18 protein-coding genes are annotated in these 16,044 nt (G+C 71.8%); 10 read left to right on the top strand and 8 right to left on the bottom strand.

Translation table 11 applies throughout. From position 1 onward, the window contains the following. Positions 1–3 precede the first annotated feature (3 nt). The 3 genes from QF030_RS35475 to QF030_RS35465 are packed head-to-tail and all read left to right on the top strand — an operon-like array spanning position 4 to position 2,881. Positions 4–759 (top strand): (Fe-S)-binding protein, encoded by a 756-nt coding sequence (locus tag QF030_RS35475; protein WP_307166649.1) that lies wholly within the window; start codon positions 4–6, stop codon positions 757–759. Next, positions 756–2,243, top strand: a complete 1,488-nt coding sequence (locus QF030_RS35470) for a LutB/LldF family L-lactate oxidation iron-sulfur protein (protein WP_307166648.1) — start codon at positions 756–758, stop codon at positions 2,241–2,243. The genes QF030_RS35475 and QF030_RS35470 overlap by 4 nt, the downstream gene beginning before the upstream one ends. Continuing rightward, the gene (locus QF030_RS35465) at positions 2,240–2,881 is read left to right on the top strand and encodes a LutC/YkgG family protein (RefSeq protein WP_307166647.1); all 642 of its coding nucleotides are present in this window, start codon (positions 2,240–2,242) and stop codon (positions 2,879–2,881) included. The genes QF030_RS35470 and QF030_RS35465 overlap by 4 nt, the downstream gene beginning before the upstream one ends. A gap of 27 nt (positions 2,882–2,908) precedes the next feature. Here the strand turns inward: QF030_RS35465 and QF030_RS35460 are convergent, their stop codons facing one another. After that, a complete protein-coding gene (locus QF030_RS35460; RefSeq protein ID WP_307166646.1) occupies positions 2,909–3,496 on the bottom strand; it encodes a hypothetical protein in 588 nt (195 codons plus the stop codon). A gap of 136 nt (positions 3,497–3,632) precedes the next feature. Between QF030_RS35460 and QF030_RS35455 the strand changes: the two genes are divergently transcribed. Then, positions 3,633–4,490 (top strand): AAA family ATPase, encoded by an 858-nt coding sequence (locus tag QF030_RS35455; RefSeq protein WP_307166645.1) that lies wholly within the window; start codon positions 3,633–3,635, stop codon positions 4,488–4,490. After that, positions 4,487–5,839 carry a vWA domain-containing protein gene (locus QF030_RS35450; protein ID WP_307166644.1) on the top strand — a complete coding sequence of 451 codons (1,353 nt, stop codon included), beginning with the start codon at positions 4,487–4,489 and terminating at the stop codon, positions 5,837–5,839. Before QF030_RS35455 ends, QF030_RS35450 begins: the two co-directional genes overlap by 4 nt. 16 nt (positions 5,840–5,855) lie before the next feature. Here the strand turns inward: QF030_RS35450 and QF030_RS35445 are convergent, their stop codons facing one another. The 3 genes from QF030_RS35445 to QF030_RS35435 all read right to left on the bottom strand — a co-directional run bounded on the left by QF030_RS35445 (position 5,856) and on the right by QF030_RS35435 (position 8,039). Continuing rightward, positions 5,856–6,215, bottom strand: a complete 360-nt coding sequence (locus QF030_RS35445; RefSeq protein ID WP_307166643.1) for a cupin domain-containing protein — start codon at positions 6,213–6,215, stop codon at positions 5,856–5,858. 142 nt (positions 6,216–6,357) lie between these two features. Beyond that, positions 6,358–7,332, bottom strand: a complete 975-nt coding sequence (locus QF030_RS35440) for a threo-3-hydroxy-L-aspartate ammonia-lyase (protein WP_307166642.1) — start codon at positions 7,330–7,332, stop codon at positions 6,358–6,360. Next, positions 7,329–8,039, bottom strand: coding sequence for a helix-turn-helix transcriptional regulator (locus QF030_RS35435; protein WP_307166641.1), 711 nt, complete (start codon positions 8,037–8,039; stop codon positions 7,329–7,331). Before QF030_RS35435 ends, QF030_RS35440 begins: the two co-directional genes overlap by 4 nt. A 174-nt stretch (positions 8,040–8,213) precedes the next feature. Between QF030_RS35435 and QF030_RS35430 the strand changes: the two genes are divergently transcribed. Then, complete coding sequence (locus QF030_RS35430) at positions 8,214–9,032, top strand: SAM-dependent methyltransferase (RefSeq protein WP_307166640.1); 819 nt, start codon at positions 8,214–8,216, stop codon at positions 9,030–9,032. Between the two features lie 11 nt (positions 9,033–9,043). Here the strand turns inward: QF030_RS35430 and QF030_RS35425 are convergent, their stop codons facing one another. Together QF030_RS35425 and QF030_RS35420 are read right to left on the bottom strand one after the other, a co-directional pair. Further along, positions 9,044–9,967: a helix-turn-helix domain-containing protein gene (locus tag QF030_RS35425; protein WP_307166639.1), complete on the bottom strand. Its 924-nt coding sequence runs from the start codon at positions 9,965–9,967 to the stop codon at positions 9,044–9,046. A 97-nt stretch (positions 9,968–10,064) separates the two neighbouring features. Further along, entirely contained in the window at positions 10,065–10,295 is a 231-nt protein-coding gene (locus QF030_RS35420; RefSeq protein ID WP_307166638.1) for a DUF397 domain-containing protein, read from the bottom strand. A gap of 130 nt (positions 10,296–10,425) precedes the next feature. On the opposite strand from QF030_RS35420, the gene QF030_RS35415 reads away from it, so the two are divergent. The 3 genes from QF030_RS35415 (at position 10,426) to QF030_RS35405 (ending at position 12,443) form a co-directional block, all read left to right on the top strand. After that, complete coding sequence (locus QF030_RS35415; RefSeq protein ID WP_307166636.1) at positions 10,426–10,911, top strand: ATP-binding protein; 486 nt, start codon at positions 10,426–10,428, stop codon at positions 10,909–10,911. A 1-nt stretch (position 10,912) separates the two neighbouring features. Beyond that, a complete protein-coding gene (locus QF030_RS35410) occupies positions 10,913–11,401 on the top strand; it encodes a hypothetical protein (protein WP_307166635.1) in 489 nt (162 codons plus the stop codon). Positions 11,402–11,477: 76 nt separating this feature from the next. After that, a complete protein-coding gene (locus QF030_RS35405) occupies positions 11,478–12,443 on the top strand; it encodes a pirin family protein (RefSeq protein WP_307166634.1) in 966 nt (321 codons plus the stop codon). Positions 12,444–12,612: 169 nt separating this feature from the next. Here the strand turns inward: QF030_RS35405 and rox are convergent, their stop codons facing one another. Beyond that, the gene (gene rox / locus QF030_RS35400; protein WP_307166633.1) at positions 12,613–14,157 is read right to left on the bottom strand and encodes a rifampin monooxygenase; all 1,545 of its coding nucleotides are present in this window, start codon (positions 14,155–14,157) and stop codon (positions 12,613–12,615) included. Positions 14,158–14,465: 308 nt separating this feature from the next. Then, positions 14,466–15,302: a helix-turn-helix domain-containing protein gene (locus QF030_RS35395; RefSeq protein WP_307166632.1), complete on the bottom strand. Its 837-nt coding sequence runs from the start codon at positions 15,300–15,302 to the stop codon at positions 14,466–14,468. 112 nt (positions 15,303–15,414) lie between these two features. Here QF030_RS35395 and QF030_RS35390 point away from each other — a divergent pair, with 112 nt between their 5' ends. Further along, on the top strand, positions 15,415–16,011 hold the full coding sequence (locus tag QF030_RS35390) for an NADPH-dependent FMN reductase (RefSeq protein ID WP_307166631.1): 597 nt from the start codon (positions 15,415–15,417) through the stop codon (positions 16,009–16,011). Positions 16,012–16,044 lie beyond the last annotated feature (33 nt).

Genomic DNA, 16,044 nt, shown 5'->3' with positions numbered 1-16,044 from the left:
GCGATGCGTGTCGCACTGTTCCTCACCTGTGTCAACGACACGCTCTATCCCGAGACCGGCCGCGCCGTGGTGAAACTCCTGACCAGGCTGGGGGTCGAGGTCGACTTTCCGATGGCCCAGACCTGCTGCGGCCAGGCCCACTACAACACCGGCTACCGCCATGAGGCCGAGCCGCTCGCCCGGCATTTCTCCGATGTCTTCGGGAAGTATGAGGCGATCGTGACGCCCTCCGGGTCCTGCGGGGCGATGGTCCGGGAGCTGTATCCGCGGATGGGCGAGCGGGCCAGGGCCGAAGGGCGGGGAGACACGCTCGCCGCCACCCTGGCGCCGGTGGTCCCGAAGACGTACGAGCTCACCGAGTTCCTGGTGGACGTGCTCGGGGTGACGGACGTCGGCGCGTACTACCCGCACACGGTGACCTATCACCCGACGTGTCACGGGCTGCGGGGACTGGGACTCGGGGAACGGCCCCGGCAGCTGCTCCGGGCGGTCAGGGGGCTGGAGCTGGTGGAGTTGCCGGGGGCCGACGAGTGCTGCGGCTTCGGCGGGACGTTCGCGCTGAAGAACTCCGACGTCTCGGCGGCGATGGGCGCCGACAAGGTGCGCAACGCCGAGTCGACGGGCGCCGAGGTGCTGTGCGCGGCGGACAACTCCTGTCTGATGCACATCGGCGGGACCATGACCCGGCTGAGGACCGGCATGCGGCCCGTGCACATCGCGGAGATCCTGGCGAGCACGGAGGAGGAGCCGACGGCATGAGCGGGACGTTCGTAGGAATGCCGGCCTTTCCGAAGGCCGCGCACGAGGCGGTCGGCAACCAGACCCTGCGCGCCAATCTGCGGCACGCCACACACACCATCCGGGCCAAACGCGCGAACGCCGTGGCCGAGGTGTCCGACTGGGCGGAGCTGCGGGAGGCGGGCAAGCGGATCAAGGACCACACGCTGCGTCATCTCGACCGGTACCTGGTGCAGTTGGAGGAGTCGGTGACGGCGGCGGGCGGCATCGTCCACTGGGCCGCCGACGCGGACGAGGCCAACCGGATCGTGGCCGGCCTCGTCAAGGAGACCGGCGAGTCGGAGGTCGTCAAGGTCAAGTCCATGGCCACGCAGGAGATCGGGCTCAACGAGGCGCTGGAGGCGGAGGGCATCCGCGCCTACGAGACCGACCTCGCCGAGCTCATCGTGCAGTTGGGCAAGGACCGGCCGTCGCACATCCTGGTCCCCGCGATCCACCGCAACCGGGGCGAGATCCGGGAGATCTTCGCCCGCGAGATGAGCGAGTGGGGCCGCCCCGCCCCCGAGGGTCTGACCGACACCCCCGCCGAGCTCGCCGACGCCGCCCGCCTGCACCTGCGCGAGAAGTTCCTGCGCGCCAAGGTCGGCGTCTCCGGCGCCAACTTCATGGTCGCCGAGACCGGCACCCTGGTGGTCGTCGAGTCCGAGGGCAACGGGCGGATGTGCCTCACCCTCCCCGAGACGCTGATCTCCGTCGTCGGCATCGAGAAGATCGTGCCGACCTGGCGGGACCTGGAGGTCTTCCTCCAGACGCTGCCCCGGTCCTCGACGGCCGAGCGCATGAACCCGTACACGTCGACCTGGACGGGCACGACGGACGGCGACGGCCCCCGCACCTTCCATCTGGTGCTGCTGGACAACGGCCGCACCGACACCCTCGCCGACGAGGTCGGCCGACAGGCCCTGCGCTGCATCCGCTGCTCCGCCTGTCTGAACGTGTGCCCCGTGTACGAGCGGGCCGGCGGCCATGCCTACGGCTCGGTCTACCCGGGCCCGATCGGCGCGATCCTCAGCCCCCAGCTGCGCGGCACCGGGAGCGAGATCGACGCCTCGCTGCCGTACGCCTCGTCGCTGTGCGGCGCCTGCTACGAGGTGTGCCCGGTGGCCATCGACATCCCGGAGGTGCTGGTGCACCTGCGGGAACGGGTCGTCCAGGGCGGCCCGGTCACGCGCGAGGGCAACAAGGTGGTGCTCAAGCCCGCCAAGGGCCACGGCGCCGAGCGGGCCGCGATGCGCGCGGCGCGCTGGGCGTTCAGCCGGCCCGGCGCCCTGCGCGCCGGGCAGCGGCTGGCGTCCCGGACCCGCCGGCTGCATCCTCGTACGCTGCCCGGTCCCGGCAAGGCGTGGAGCGCGTCGCGGGATCTGCCGGCGCTGCCCGCCGAGCCGTTCCGCGACTGGTGGCAGCGTACGAACGGCGGGACCGGCGACGAGGGGACGGCGAAGTGAGCAGCAGGGAGCGGATTCTGGGGCGGGTGCGGCGCGCCCTGGCCGATGTGCCGCAGGACGACCCCGGGTACGAGGACGCCGTCGCGCGCGACTATCTGCGGGAACACGGCTCCCGGAGCACCGAGGAGACGGTCGCGCTGCTGGCGGAGAACCTGGCGGACTACCGGGCCGTGGTGCACCGGTGCGCCGCGGACGAACTGGCGTCCGTGCTCGCCCGGTTGCTCGCCGAGCGCAAGGCGGCTGCCGTACTCGTGCCGCCCGGTCTCGACGAGGCCTGGCTGGCGGAGACGGACGTCGCGCGCGTGCCGGACCGGGCGGAGAGCGGCGCGCACGAACTCGACCGGGTGGACAGCGTGGTCACGGCCTGCGCCGTGGCGGTCGCCGAGACCGGGACGATCGTGCTGGACGGCGGCCCCGACCAGGGGCGACGCCGGATCACCCTGGTCCCCGACCACCACATCTGTGTGGTGCGCGTCCCCGAGCAGGTGGTGTCGTCCGTGCCACAGGCCCTCGAACGGCTCGATCCGGGGCGCCCGTTGACGTGGATCTCCGGTCCTTCGGCGACCAGTGACATCGAGCTGGACCGGGTGGAGGGCGTGCACGGCCCGCGCACCCTGGAGGTGATCCTGGTCGGCTGAGCGCCGCGCCCGGCATGCGTGCGCGGCTCAGATGTACGTCATCGGGCAGGCGTGCCGCAGGGAGTACTGGGCGGCGCGCAGGTACAGCGCCACGTAGAAGGCCGCGGCCGGGTCGTCGGTCCACGGGCCCGGCCGCGTCCCGGCGGTCTTCCTCGCCCCGCCCCCGGTGGGCTCCTCCATGAACCACAGGCTGAGCGCGAGGTGCTTTCCGGCCGGTATCGCGTCCAGCGGCAGTGCGACGGCTTCGGCCAGCCGCTCGGCCAGGGCGAGGACCCGCGAGGCACCGGCGACCGTCGACTCGTCCTCGGTGTACGCGGTGCCGACGGGGAGCACGATCTCCTCCTCCAGCGGCAGCGGCACCAGGACCGACCAGTCGAGCAGGGTGGACAGCTCCGCGCCGGTCAGGTGCGCCCGGCACAGCGCGGTGAAGCCGTCCATGGCAGGGCTGATCTTCTCCTCGAACCCCGGTGCGTCCCGCACCGTCTCCGGCGGCCGGTACGGCGGCAGCCCGCGCCGCCCCAACTCCGTGTTCAGCGCGGCCGCGACGTCGCCGTACCCGTCCTCGCCGGGCTCCGACCAGTCCCGCGCGGTGACGCTCACCAGATACACACCCATGATCGCAACGTACCGTCCGCCACCGACAACGCCCCGACCACTCATCCCGACCGCTGATGACAAGGGGGGTGAACAAGCGCTTAGATAGGTGATCGAACACTCGCCGAACCCGCGAACGATCCGCCCGGAGGCCCCGTTGTTCTCATCCGTCGACGATGTCTCCGCCCGGCTCGCCGAGAGCGGCTACCTGGCCTCCCCCGCCGTCGCCACGACCGTCTTCCTCGCCGACCGGCTCGGCAAACCGCTGCTCGTGGAGGGCCCCGCCGGCGTCGGCAAGACGGAACTCGCCAAGGCCGTGGCCCGGGTGGCGGAGGCCCGGCTGGTACGGCTCCAGTGCTACGAGGGCGTCGACGAGTCCCGCGCGCTGTACGAGTGGAACCACGCCAAGCAGTTGCTGCGCATCAGCGCGGGCCGTGACGAGACCTGGGACGAGGCGCGCACGGACATCTTCAGCGAGGAGTTCCTCCTCCCCCGGCCGCTGCTGACCGCCATTCGCGGCGACGAGCCGACCGTCCTGCTGATCGACGAGACCGACAAGGCCGACGTCGAGGTGGAGGGGCTGCTCCTCGAAGTGCTCAGCGACTTCCAGGTCACCGTCCCCGAACTCGGCACGATCACCGCCACGCGCCGCCCGTTCGTGGTCCTCACCTCCAACGCCAGCCGTGAGCTGTCGGAGGCGCTGCGCCGCCGGTGCCTGTTCCTCCACATCGGCTTCCCCGAGGAGGAGCTGGAGCGGCGGATCGTCCGGTTGAAGGTGCCCGGCATCGAAGCGGCACTGGCCGAGTCGGTGGTCCGGGTGATCGGCGCGCTGCGCGCGATGGACCTGCGCAAGGCGCCCTCCGTCGCCGAGACCATCGACTGGGCGCGCACCCTGCTCGCGCTCGGCGCCACCACCCTCGACGAGAACGTCGTACGCGACAGCCTGGGCGTGATCCTGAAGCACCAGGACGACATCCTCAAGGCCGGCGCGAAGCTCGACCTGGACGCCGTGTGAGCGCCGAGGTCGCCGACCGCCTGGTCGGCTTCGTCGCCGCGCTGCGCGCCCACGGCCTGCGCGTCGGCACCGGCGAGACGGTGGACGCCGCCGAAGCCGCGGCGGCGCTCGGCTTCTCCGACCGCGGACTGCTGCGCGAGGGGCTGGCCGCCACGCTGTTGCACTCGACGGACCAGCGGCGGGTCTTCGACACCGTCTTCGACCTGTACTTCCCGCGCGGCGTCGGCGCGCCCTGGGGCGACCCCGGCGACCGTGACGACCTGCGCGACCGGCTGGCCGCCGCACTCGCCGCCGGCGACGAGACGATGCTGGCCCGGTTGGCGATCGAGGCGGTCGACGGGCTGGGCGGGTACGGGAGTTCACCCGGCGCGGACGGCTGGTCGTCGTACCAGACGCTGGAACGACTGCGTCCGCAGACGCTGCTGGCGCGGGTGCGGGACGACCTCCGGGCCCGGGGCGGTGACGTCGGATTCACCGACCGGCTGCTCGAGGACGAGATCCGGCGCCGCATCGAGGTTTTCCGCGCGCTGGTGGCGGGCGAGGCGCGGCGCCGGGTGGCGGAGCGGCGGGGGCGCGACGAGATCGCCCGCCGGGCGGTGGCGCCGACCGCCGACCGGGTCGACTTCCTGTACGCCGGGAAGGACCGGCTGGCCGAACTGCGGCGAACGGTGCAGCCGTTGGCCCGCAAACTGGCGACCCGGATGGCGGCCCGCCGGCGCCGGGCCTCCCGGGGCGCCATCGACCTGCGGCGCACCCTGCGCGGCTCGCTCTCCACGGGCGGGGTGCCGATGCGGCCGGTGCTGCGCCGCCGGCGCCCGGCCCGGCCCGAGCTGGTGCTGCTGTGCGATGTGTCGGGATCGGTGTCCGGCTTCTCCGACTTCACGATGCTGCTGGTGCAGGCGCTGCACGACCAGTTCAGCAAGGTGCGGGTGTTCGCCTTCGTCAACCGGATCGACGAGGTGACCGGACTCCTCCGGCACGGCGCGGCCGACCCGGAGGGCCTCGGCGCCCGTATCCGGGCCGAGGCGAACCTGACGGGGTACCACGGCAGCAGCGACTACGGCGTCGCCCTGGGCGAGTTCACCCAGCGCTACGGTGCGGCGGCCGGCCCGCGCAGCACCGTGTTCGTGCTCGGCGACGCCCGCACGAACATGAGCGACCCGAACCTGGCCGCGCTCCGGCAGATCGTCGCACAGGCCCGACACGTCCACTGGCTGAACCCGGAGCCGCGCTCCCTGTGGGGCACGGGCGACTCGGCCGCCCGCGAGTACGCCGAGTCGGTCGCGATGCACGAGTGCCGCAACGCCCACCAACTCGGCGCTCTGGTCGGCCGGTTGCTCCCGGTCTAGCCGTATCGTCCCGGCGCTACCGCGACTTGGCGTAGTCCTTGGCCATCGCTCCGGCGAAGTCGTAGACCACGCACTGTTCGTCGCCCACGACCCAGGCGTCATGGCCGGGCGACACCACGAAGACGTCACCGGGGCCCACTTCGCACTCTCCGCCCTCGTCCATGGTGATGTGCATGCGGCCCTGGACCACATAGCCGTTGTGGTGGATCTGACAGGTGGCCGTGCCCGCGAGGGACGCCAGCGACTCGGACCAGCGCCATCCCGGTTCGAACGTCGCCACGGCGAAGTCGAGCCCCGTCATATGGACGGCCTCGAGGTGCCCCCGGGGGAAATCGCGCCGCTCGTCCGGCTTCTCGAGCGCCTTCACTTCCATCATGACGCTCCTCCTTCCGGCCGCGCCTCACCACGGCCGGGGCCGGTCTCCGCGGCGGCCCTGGGCGTCGCCGGTCGGGGGCCGAGCCCCACGCGTCCATCCTCCGCCCGTCCCGCGGGGGCCGCCAATCGGTGGCACCGGCCTCTCAGCCGCCGCCGCACAGCTCGGCGAAACGGCCGGTGTCGATGTTGCCGCCGGAGACGATCACGCCCACGCGCCGGGGCAGCACACCGGCCCGTCCGGCGAGAAGCGCGGCGATCGGGGTGGCGCCGCTCGGCTCCACAACGATCTTCAGACGTTCGAAGGCGAACCGCATGGCCGCGCGGATCTCGTCGTCCCCGACCAGGGCGATCTCGTCCACGAGCCGCCGGTTCACGGAGAAGGTCAGCTCGCCGGGTGTGTGCAGGGCCTGGCCGTCGGCGATGGTGTGCGGCACGGGGATCTCGACCCGTCGGCCCGCCTCCAGCGACCGTTTGGTGTCGTCCCCGGCCTCCGGTTCCACACCGACGATCCGGGTGCCCGGCCGCAGCCCCTTGACCGCGGTCGCGCTGCCGGCGATCAGTCCGCCGCCGCCGACCGGCGCCAGCAGGGCGTCCAGCTCGCCCGCCTCCTCGAGGAGTTCGAGCGCGGCGGTGCCCTGGCCCGCCATGACGTGCGGGTGTTCGTAGGGCGGGATCAGCGCCAGGCCGCGGTCGGCGGCCAGTGCCTCGGCGATGGCCACCCGGTCGCCGGTGTAGCGGTCGTAGGTCACGATCTCGGCGCCGTAGCCCTCCGTCGCCGCCCGCTTGGAGCGGGGCGCGTCCTCGGGCATGACGATCACCGCCGTGGCGCCGAGTTCCCGCGCGGCCAGGGCGACGGCCTGGGCGTGGTTGCCGGAGGAGTACGCGGCGACGCCCCGGGCGAGCTGCTCGGGGGCCAGCCGGGAGACGGCGTTGTAGGCGCCGCGGAACTTGAAGGCGCCGACGCGCTGGAAGTTCTCGCACTTCAGCAGGACCTCGGCGCCGACCAGCGCGTCCAGGGTGCGCGAGCGGAGCACGGGTGTGCGGTGCGCGACGCCCCTGAGCCGGGCGGCCGCGTCGCGCACGTCGTCGAGGGTGATCGGCGGGGGTGTGGTCGTCACGGGTGTGCTCCCTCGGGGTGGTCGTCGGTGCTGTCGGGGCCGTCGGCTCCGCTCGCGTCGGTGGCCCTGGACTGCGAGAGGTAGCTGTAGGCGGAGGCGCGGGAGATCCCGAGACGGGCGGCGACCTGCTCGATCGCGCGGCGTACGGCGAACACGCCGCGTTCGTCGAGGCTGCGGAACAGCTTCAGGCGCCGCGCGCGGTCGAGGCCGGTCCAGGTCTGGCCCTGGTGCCGCAGTCGGTCGTCGAGGAGGGCGTCGACGACGGAGTCGATGTCGTCGCCGAAGGTGGTCACGGGCGCCTCGGCGCGGCCGCCGGCCGCGCCCGCGAGCGCCGCCAGCAGCCCCTGCACCCGGTCGACCTCGGTGACGTCCACGTTGACGCACAGCGCTCCGAAGACCGTGCCCGTGGAGTCGCGCAGCACCATGGTGGACGACTTCACCAGCCGTCCGGCGCCGGTGCGGGTCACGTAATTCAGCTCGTCGGCGGCGTCGTCACCCCGGGCGAGGACCCGCATGCCGATCTCGCTCATCGCCCCGCCGACCGTGCGCCCCGTCACCGATCCGGCCACGGCGACGACCGAACGCTCCGGCTGCCGATAGTCGTGCAGCACCACCTCGCACACCGGCCCGAACGTGGCCGCGATCCCGTCGACGACGGGGGCGAGCGCGCGCAGGATCACGTCCTGCTCGTTCTCCTGGGGTTCCATGGCATCGATTAGACCACACGTCCAGAAGCTGGACCAGCAGTCCAGAAAGGGCGCCTCGCGCCGACACCTTCAGGGGAACCGTCGGCGAAGGGGGTGGTGCCGCCAATTACCGTTTCCCTAGGATGTGTTGTCGACCGCGCCAGTCCGTGGTGCGGCGGCGTTCTGGGGGAAGAGATGCAGCCTGGCAAGCAGCTGTCCACGTCGATCGATGCGGCCGTCCCCACAGCCGCACGCATGTACGACCACTACCTGGGCGGCAAGGACAACTACGCGGCCGACCGCGCGGCCTGCGAGGAACTCGACAAGGTCGTCCCGAGCACCCGCACCCTCGCGCTGAACAACCGGCGCTTCCTCCAGCGAGTCGTCAAGACCCTGTCGCAGGAGTTCGGGATCCGGCAGTTCCTGGACCACGGTTCCGGCCTGCCCACCCAGGACAACGTGCACCAGGTCGCCCAGCGCGTCGACCCGGCCGCGCGCGTCGTCTACGTCGACAACGACCCCATGGTGCTGGTGCACGGCCGGGCGCTGCTGGAGCAGGACGAGCGGACCGCGGTCATCCACGCCGACCTGCGGGAGACCGAGGCGATCTTCACGCACGAGGACACCCGGCGGCTGATCGACTTCTCACAGCCGGTGGCCGTGCTGTTCAACTCGGTCTTCCACTGCATCCCCGACAGCGAGACCGACGGCCCCCAGGCGGTCGTCCGCCGGGTGACCGAACGCCTCGCGCCCGGCAGCTTCCTGGTGATGTGCCAGCTGGTCAGCGACGATCCGCAGGTCAGGGAGTTCGTCACCGACTTCATGGACAAGGCCACCGAGGGCCACTGGGGCCGGGTGCGTCAGGAGAAGGACGTCGCCGCGTTCTTCGAGGGCACGGACATCCTCGACCCGGGACTGGTGGAGGTCTCCACCTGGCGGCCCGACACCGAGGTCGCGCCCCGCCAGCTCACCCAGGAGTGGATCGAGTTCGGCGGGGTCGGCCGTCTGGGCTGAGCCGCCTCGGCTCACGGAGCGGCGGCATAGCGCCGCTCCGCCGTCTCCTTCAGCAGCGCCATGGAGGCACGGGGATCGAGTGCCTCGTCCGCGAGCCGGTCCAGCGCGACCCGGTACTCCTCCGTCTCGTCCCGGTCCTCCAGGAAGGTCGCGCTCCTGATCTGCTCCAGGTAGACGACGTCGGGCAGGTCGACGCCGCCGAACCGCAGATACGTGACCGGTATGGCCGGCGCGGAGGCATGGGTGACGTCCAACGGAACGACCTGGACCGTGACGTGCGGCAGGCCGGCCATCTCCACGAGGTGGGCGAGCTGCTCGCGCATCACCTCTTTGCCGCCCAGCACCCGCAGCAGCACCGACTCGTCGAGGACCGCCCACACCCGCGGGGCGTCCGGCCGCCGCAGCAGCTCGGTGCGCCGCGTCCGCAGCTCCACCCGGCGCTCGACCTCCCGGGACGTCGCCGAGGGCAGCCCGCGCTCGACGACGGCACGTGCGTACGCGGGGGTCTGCAACAGACCCGGCACGTACTGGATCTCGAAGGTACGGATCGCGGTGGCCGCCTCCTGGAGACCGACCAGCCGGTCGAACCACTCGGGCATCAGCCGTTTGTCGTAGCGCTGCCACCAGCCCGGCTCGCCCGCCTGCCGCAGCAGTCGGAGCAGCACGGAGGCCTCGTGGTCGTCGGTCTCGTACAGCGACAGGAGCGCGCGCACGTCCGTCTCGACGGGCGGCTTGCGACCCTTGCCCGCCTCGATGCGCGACAGTTTCGCCGGACTGAACCCGACGGCCCGCGCGGCCTGGTCCTGAGAGAGGCCGGCGTCCTCCCGGATACCCGCCAACTGGACGCCGACCAGCATTTTCAGCAAGGTCGGGGCGGGCTCGGCCCGGTTCAGATACGGTTCGAGGCGGGACACTCGAGGCGACTCGACGGACATCCTGACTCCCCGTTGACCGGCAGACGACAGACCGCAGTATCGCATCCGAGGCCCTCCGTCCGCACGCGGCAGGGGAATTGACCTTCCACGCAGCCCCTCAGACCAGGTGGTCGAACTCCCCGCCCTTCGCTCCGGCGACGAACGCGGCGACCTCGGCCGGTGTGTACACCAGCGCGGGGCCGTCGGGATCACGGGAGTTGCGCAGCGCGACGCCACCTCCGTCCAGGGCCGCGACCTCGACACAGTTGCCCTCGGCGTTGCTGTGACTGCTCTTGATCCAGCGGACGCCCAGCGAACTCGCCCGCACTCCGTTCGACACTGACGACACTGCTCTCTCCTCGCTTCGTACGCGCAATTTCTCGTGAAATTGCACGAGGACCTCGTCAGCGTGGATAATAGCCACGTCGTCAACCGCAGTTCCAATCCAATGTCCTGACGCCGCCTCAGGGAGATGCCCCGTGTCATCACCTGCGCAGTTCCGGAGTTACGAGTCCGTTTCCGTCCGCGACTCCCCCAGAACCGCCGCCCTGTACCTCATGGGCAGCCGGGAGGGATTCGCCCAGGCACGGGACTTCACCCAGCGCACCCTCGACTGCTGGTCCCTGGAGCGCTGCACCGACGACGCGGTCACCGTCGTCACCGAACTGGCGGCCAACGCCGTTCTGCACGGGCTCCCGCACACCTCGACGGACGAGTTCCCGGTGCGGCTGCGGCTCACCCTGCGCCGCGCGCACCTGGTGTGCGCGGTCACCGACCCGAGCGACAGACTGCCCGTCCACTCGCGCGCCGCGGGCGACCTCCTGGAACACGGCCGCGGACTGCACATCATCGAGGCCCTCTCCGAACACTGGGGCTGGACCCGGCGCTCCCCCGCGGGCAAGACCGTCTGGGCGATGCTGCCGACCCGCCCCCGTCCCGACTCCGACCCGATATCCGACAGCTGACATGACTGCTACCAAGAGACCTTCTCCTCTCAAGGACCTGGGGCACGTGCCGTGGCCCGAGATCAAGGACTCCACCGGCTCCGCGGCGGGCATCCCGTTCCTGCTCACCACGCTCGCCCGCGGCGACGCCGACAGCGCCGGCTCCGCGCTCGGTCAACTTCGCCGCCGGATCTGCCAGTTCGGCTTCGTCGTCGACGAGGCGACGGCCGCGACGGTGCCCTTCCTCTGGGAACTCGTCCGGCTCCCCCAGGTCACCTGCCGCGCGGAGATCCTGCGCCTGCTGAAGAGCATCGCCGACACCCGGCAGTGGGAGACGACCGCCGCCGCGTACCCCAAGCTGCTGCACCACCCCGACAACTACGTGGCATGGGAACGCGCGGCCCGGCACGCCGTCCACGCCCAGCGCGACGTCCTGCGTCAACTGCTCGCCGAGCCGGACACCGACATCGCGCGGGCCACCTCGGAACTCGCGGCGGCCCTGGCCGACTGAACCGCCCGCCGAAGGCACGCCGACCCCGGCACCGCTCCTTGTGCGCAACGCCGTGGCCGACCGCTAGGTTGACCGCATGAGCAACCTTGACCGTGCGCCCGCACCGAGTCTGTGCGGCGGCCGTGGATTCGTCGTCGCCGAACCCGTCCGCGAACTGCTGAGCCCTCGGCATGTGAAGCTCGGCGGGTCGACCGAGGTACGCCGGCTGCTGCCGAACCTCGGGCGGCGCATGATCGGCGCCTGGGCGTTCGTCGACCACTACGGCCCCGACGACATCGCCGACGAACCCGGCATGCAGGTCCCGCCGCATCCGCACATGGGGCTGCAGACCGTCAGCTGGCTGCACGAGGGCGAGGTCCTGCACCGCGACTCGACCGGCAGCCTCCAGACCATCCGGCCCGGGGAACTCGGGCTGATGACCTCGGGGCGCGCGATCAGTCATTCCGAGGAGAGCCCGCGGTCGCACGCCCGGTATCTGCACGGCGCCCAGCTCTGGGTCGCGCTGCCGGAGGCCCACCGGCACACCGACCCCCGCTTCGAGCACCACGCCGAACTGCCCGCGGTCACCGCCCCCGGCCTCACCGCCACCGTGCTCCTCGGCGCCCTCGACGGTGCGGCCTCCCCCGGCACGACGTACACCCCCCTCGTCGGTGCCGACCTGGCGCTCGCCCGGGGCGCCGACGTCCGGCTGCCGCTGGACCCCGACTTCGAGTACGGCGTCCTGTCGATGTCCGGCGAGGCCCACGTGGACGGGGTGCCCGTGCTCCCGGGCTCGATGCTCTACCTCGGCTGCGGCCGCACCGAACTGCCCCTGCGCGCCGAGTCCGACGCGGGCCTGATGCTCCTCGGCGGCGAGCCGTTCGAGGAGGAGCTCGTCATGTGGTGGAACTTCGTCGGCCGGTCCCAGGAAGAGATCGCCCAGGCCCGCGACGACTGGACGGAGGGCACCCGCTTCGGCGAGGTGAAGGGCTACGACGGGGCACCGCTGCACGCCCCGGAACTGCCGCCGACACCGCTGAAACCACGCGGCAGGGTGCGCTGACCCGGTCGGGCACGGCGCGGGGACGACGGCGCCGGCGGACGGCGCGGGGCCGCGACCGGTCTCCGTTCCGGTCGCGGCCCCGCGCGGGCGGGCATCGGGGTGCGAAGCGGTCAGTCGCCACCGGCCGTTCCGGTCCTCCGTAGCGGGCCTCTCGGTTGCCCGGGCGACATCAGCGGGCGGGCTGGCCGAACCAGCGGAAGAGGTGGTCGTCCAGGTCCCGCTGGTCGTCGCCGATCCAGGCGACGTGGCCGTCGGGGCGCAGCAGCACGCACGGGACGTCCAGTGCCGCGGTGCGGTCCGCGAGGTGATCGACCCGGTCCGACCAGCCGCCGACGGTCAGGCTTTCGGTGCGGTCCAGCAGCAGTCCGCGGCCGCGACGCAGCAGACCGTAGAGGTGGCCGTCCTTCACGACGATGTCGGGCAGGCGGCGGCCGAGCAGGTCGGGGCCCTCGCCGAAGTCGTAGCGGATGCCGATCGCGGTGATCTTCTCGACCAGACGGCGGTTCACCTCGTCGAAGTCCATCAGTTCGGTGAGCAGCCTGCGCACGGCCCGCGGGCCCGGTTCGGCGGAGTGCAGTTCCATCTGGGCGCGGGTGTTGTCCAGCACGTCCTCGGCGACCGGACGGCGTTCGGCGTGGTAGGTGTCCAGCAGTGTTCCCGGCGCCCAGCCGCGGATCTGGGCGGCCAGTTTCCAGCCGAGGTTGAACGCGTCCTGAACGCCCAGGTTGAGGCCCTGTCCGCCGGTGGGCGGATGGATGTGCGCCGCATCGCCGGCCAGCAGCACCCGCCCCACCCGATAGCGTTCGGCCAGCCTGGTGGCATCCCCGAAGCGGGACAGCCAGCGCGGGGAGTGCACGCCGAAATCGGTTCCGGCGATGGTGCGCAGCTGTCGCTTGAAGTCCTCGAGAGTGGGGGGTTCCGCGCGATCGCTGACTCCCGCGGCGGGGACCACGACGCTGTACGCCCCCGCGCCGAAGGGCCTGAGCCAGAATCGCTTGTCGGTCCTGGCGATCTCGGCCACCTTGGCGGCGACCTCCTCCGGCGGCACACCCACTTCCATCTCGCCCATCAGCGTCTCGGTCCGCGAGGGCTCACCGGGGAAGCCGACGCCGAGCAGTTTGCGCACCGTGCTGCGCCCACCGTCACAGCCGACGAGATAGCGCGACCGCAGCTGTTCTCCGTCGGCCAGCTCGACGGTCACGCCCTCGTCGTCCTGCTCGAGAGCGGCCACCGCACAACCGCGCCGGACCTGCGCGCCGAGTTGAGTCGCGTGCTCTTCGAGCAGGCGAACGACGACCGGGTGCGGGATGCCCAGCAGATAGGCGTGCGCGGAATCCAGGTCCTCGGGCGCGGGTTTGTCGATGGCGGCGAAGAGTCCGCCGGCCGGACGCTGTCTGCCGTGCGCGAGCAGGCGATCCAGCAGTCCCCGCATGGCCATCAGCTCGAGGCTGCGGATGTGCAGGCCGACGATGCGGACGAACGGCACGGGCTCGGTCTCCTTCTCCAGAACGAGCACCCGCACATCGTGCAGCCGCAGTTCGGCGGCCAGCATCGCGCCGGTCGGACCGCATCCGGCGATGATCACGTCGAACAGGAGAGGCGTGCGGCCGGCGTCCGGGGCCGACGGCCGGAGTCCGGGGACGTCGTCCACGGTGAGGTCGCGCTCGACCGTTTCGTTCGACGGCGGCGCGGCGGTGAACTTCGAGGAATCCATGGGAGTTGCCTTTCGGGAGTGCCTTGGTGGCGAGGCGCTCCCGGCGACACCTACATCGGTCGCCCGACCGTGACGGCAAGGGGGAGCACCCACATCGATACAGCGTTCATGGGTCTCACCTCCTCGGGCGGTGTCGCGGTCCACCGCAAGCTACAAGCCCGGGCATCACCTCGTCCAACCCTTTCCCGGCCTGTGATCACGACTCCGAACGGCGCAGTGGGCCCGCCGGGTGAACCGGCGTGGCGGCCTGGGAGCCGCACGGTGTGGACGACCGGGATCGTTGCCGGGGGCCCGTGGCGGACGCGCTGTCACGAGATGGCCCGGAGCCGGCCGTGAGGGCCTCGGCCCAGTTGTGCGACGGCCTCGGCCGTCGTGTCGTCCGCGGGCAGGAAGACGATGATCTGCTGTGCGTCCGAGGAGAGTTCGAGTGTCTCGCGGCGCAGCCGGAGTTCGAGTCCGCAGGGGTGGTTGAGCCGCAGGAGGCCACGTCGTGGCACGACGTGACGGTTCCGGCGGCGGGTGAAGTCGGGGCCGGCGACGGCCGCGAGTTGCGCGGTGAGCCACTCGGAGTTCTCGGCGGACGGCCCGAGCCACAGGTCGAACGCCTGCTCGTCGGCGATGTCGTCCCAGTCGGCGAAGAACGTGCGGGCGCGGGAGTCGGTGAAGACGTAGCGGGTGAGATTGGGGGTGTCGTCGTCGAGCAGTCCGGCCGCACCGGTCACCGACTCGTACCCGCTGGTGCGGGCCAGGATGTCGCCCAGCCGGTTGGTGACCACGGCGATGCCCGGTTCGAGGAGGCGGAGCGTCTCGATCACCGACGGCCGCACCTGCCGGGTCGCCGGTGTCGACCGGGCGTGCGCGGAGCATTCGCCGCCGGTGATCTTCGCGAGGTAGCGCAGATGCTCGCGCTCCGAGGGGTCGAGGCTGAGAGCGTCGGCGAGCGCGTGGACCACCGCCGGCGACGGGCGGCGGTCCCGGCCCTGCTCGATGCGGGTCAGGTATTCGACGCTGATACCGGCCCGCGCGGCCAGATCCAGCCGCCGCAGCCCCGGTGACCGGCGGCGGCCACGATCGGGAAGCCCCAGCGACTGCGGCTGGACGCTGTCGCGCTTGGCCCGGACGAAATCCCCCAACGGCGTGCCCATGCGCCGAGCATAGGGCGCTGCCCGCCGACGGCGCAGTGCTCAGCGTGGCCCTGCGGGGGCCAGTCTGAACACGGTCTGGCTGTGGTCACGGTGCGGTCCGATCGTGGTGGACATGGACAACGACAAGCACAAGCTGGTGATCATCATCGGGAGCGTCCGGGAGGGACGGTTCGGCCCGGTCGTGGCCTCGTGGGTCACCGAACAGGCGCGCCTGCACGCCGGTTTCGACGTGGACGTGGTCGATCTGGCCGAGATCGACATCCCGCTCGCGCTGCCCGCGGCCTCGCCCAAGTACGCCGGCGACGACTACCCCCGCCCGGCCGGGATGGCGCCTCTGACGTCCGCGCTGGAGAGCGCCGACGCGTTCATCGTGGTCACCCCCGAGTACAACCACAGCTACCCCGCCTCGTTGAAGGCGGCCATCGACTGGCACTTCACCCAGTGGACGGCCAAACCCGTCGCCTTCGTCAGCTATGGCGGCGCGGCAGGCGGCCGGCACGCGGTGCTGCACCTGGAGAACGTGCTGACCGAGGTGCACGCGGTGACCGTCCGCGACGGCCTGGCCTTTCCGAACTACTTCACGGCGTGGCAGGACGGGCGTCCGCTCGACCCCGGGGTCGCCGGGTACACCAAGACCCTGCTCGACCAACTGGAGTGGTGGGCGGGAGCGTTGCGTACGGCACGCGAGGCCGCCCCGTACCCCGTCTGACGGCGGCCGGGCAGTTCGGCGCGGCCCGCACCG

This window comes from Streptomyces rishiriensis (assembly GCF_030815485.1).
In the GTDB taxonomy this organism is placed as follows: domain Bacteria; phylum Actinomycetota; class Actinomycetes; order Streptomycetales; family Streptomycetaceae; genus Streptomyces; species Streptomyces rishiriensis_A.
The sequence above is the reverse complement of the archived record's forward strand: the minus strand, read 5'-3'. Positions and strand labels throughout refer to the sequence as shown.